We start from the raw sequence: 2,049 nt of genomic DNA on the forward strand, positions 1-2,049 counted from the left end.
GACCCCCGGGCGCCGGACCGCCACCGCGGCCCCCCCGTCCCGGGGGGGGCCTCGACCGCACAGCACCACACTTCAGAAGGACGCGCTCGCGCCCCCGCCTGTGCTGCGGGACGGCACGGCGTCGACGACCGTGGGCTCCAGCACCTCCGTGCCCGAGCTGGAACGGCGGTGGTCAGGATTCACCTGCCCCGAAGCGGGGCCGGCCCGTGCGGGGGCCGCTCCCCCGGGACTCGGCGCGCACTGGTCGATTCGAACCGGGACGGCCAAGGCAAGAAAAGAAAGACCGTTCTACACTCTTGGCATGTCGAAGCCAACAGATGCGAGCGCGCCGATCCGTCGTTCCGAAGCGCGTGAACGGCTTCTGGGCACCGCGAGCCGGCTCTTCTACAGCGAAGGCATCCGCGGGGTCGGGGTGGACCGTGTCATGGCGGAGGCCGAGGTGGCACGGGCCACCTTCTACCGGCACTTCGACGGCAAGGACGACCTGGTGCGCGCGTACCTCCAAGCGGCCGACCGCAAGATCCGGGAACAGGTCGGCGCGGCCGAGAAGGCGATCTCGGCGCCCGCCGACTTTCTCATGGCGGTCGCGCACGGCATCGGCGACGAGGTGTGCGGCACGGGATTCCGCGGGTGTCCGTTCATCAACGCCGCCGCCGAGTACCCGGACCCCGAAAGCGTGGTCCACCAGGCGGTACTGGGTCATCGGCGCTGGTTCCGCGAAGTGCTGCGGAAGGCCTTCCAGCGACTCGGGGCGGCCGGCCCCGAGCAGTCGGCCGACTCGATGGTGGCGCTGCGCGACGGCGCGATGGTGGCCGGCTACCTCGGCGACCCCCGAGCGGCCGGTGCCGTCCTGGTCCATGGAACGTCCGTGCTCCTCGCGGCGCGCTGAACGGTCGGCGGTCCCGCTTCTCACCGGGACCGCCGACCCCGTGGGGCCTGTCACCGCGCGATGGCGGCCTGCTCGACGAGGCGGGTCACGGCGTGCGGGTCCGTCACGGCCACGGCGTGGGGACCGTCGACCTCGACGGTGTGCGCGTGGGCCCGGGCGGCCATGGCCCGCTCGGCGGCCGCGGGGATGGTGTGGTCGTCATCGGCTACCAGGTACCACGAAGGGATGGTCTTCCATGCCGGGGTGCCGGAAGGCTCGCCCACGGCCTGGACCGATATGGGCCGCTGCGTGGCGGCGAGCTCGGCGGCCTTGGCCGTGTTGACCCGGTTGCTGAGGAAGGCGTCGCGGAATTTGGCGGTCTTGATGTACAGGTCGGTGCCGGTACTGCCGTCGGCCTGGGTGAACGGAACCGGGTTCAGGCCGCTGGGCAGCGGGGCGTCCGTGGCGGCGCCGAGGTGGGTACCGGGGTACTTGGCGAGCAGGTCCGCGGTGCTCTCGCCCTTGTCGGGAGCGAAGGCCGCCACGTAGACGAGAGCCTTCACATGGGGGTTCCCGGTCGCGGCGTTGGTGATGACGGCGCCGCCGTAGGAGTGGCCCACCAGGACGATCGGGCCCTTGACGGTCTTGAGGTAGTCGGACAGGTACGAGGCGTCGCCGGCGAGGCCGCGCAGAGGGGTCGCGGGTGCCGTCACCGGATAGCCGTCGGCCTGCAGGCGCTTGACGACCCCGCTCCAGCTCGACGAGTCCGCCCATGCGCCGTGCACGAGGACCACGGTCGGCTTCGCCTCCGGCTCGGCGTGATGGTTCGACGTGGCGAAAGCGGTGGTGCTCACGCCTGCTGCCAGTGCGAGCGTCGTGGTGGCGAGGGCCGCGATACGGCCGGGGCGATGCTGGAACACCTGTCTTCTCCTTCAGTGGTACACCGTCTCGACAGTGCAGACAGAACGTTCTGTCTCTATCGAATCTAGCGGCGGACCCCTGCACCGGCAACGGAAGGAACGGGAAGATAGATCACACCCGGAACCGGGAATGAACGGTCGGCGGCCTCATGGGCCGGGAAGGGCGCTAAGAGGGCATTTAGAGATGGCCTGTGTTGGTAAGTGACCTTCGCGGCCGTCGCACTTGGGGTGTTTATCCTATACGCACACCCTCGCGTTCAT

General features: G+C 70.0%; 2 protein-coding genes. One reads left to right on the top strand and one right to left on the bottom strand.

Annotation, left to right across the window (positions count from 1 at the left end; all coding sequences use genetic code 11):
* Positions 1 to 301: 301 nt before the first annotated feature.
* Positions 302 to 889 (top strand): TetR/AcrR family transcriptional regulator, encoded by a 588-nt coding sequence (locus ABT085_RS45965; RefSeq protein ID WP_351623130.1) that lies wholly within the window; start codon positions 302 to 304, stop codon positions 887 to 889.
* A 50-nt stretch (positions 890 to 939) separates the two neighbouring features.
* Here ABT085_RS45965 and ABT085_RS45970 read toward each other — a convergent pair whose 3' ends face one another.
* Positions 940 to 1,788 carry an alpha/beta hydrolase gene (locus ABT085_RS45970; protein ID WP_351623132.1) on the bottom strand — a complete coding sequence of 283 codons (849 nt, stop codon included), beginning with the start codon at positions 1,786 to 1,788 and terminating at the stop codon, positions 940 to 942.
* Positions 1,789 to 2,049 lie beyond the last annotated feature (261 nt).

It is taken from the genome of Streptomyces sp. NPDC002265, assembly GCF_040296125.1.
In the GTDB taxonomy this organism is placed as follows: Bacteria; Actinomycetota; Actinomycetes; order Streptomycetales; family Streptomycetaceae; genus Streptomyces.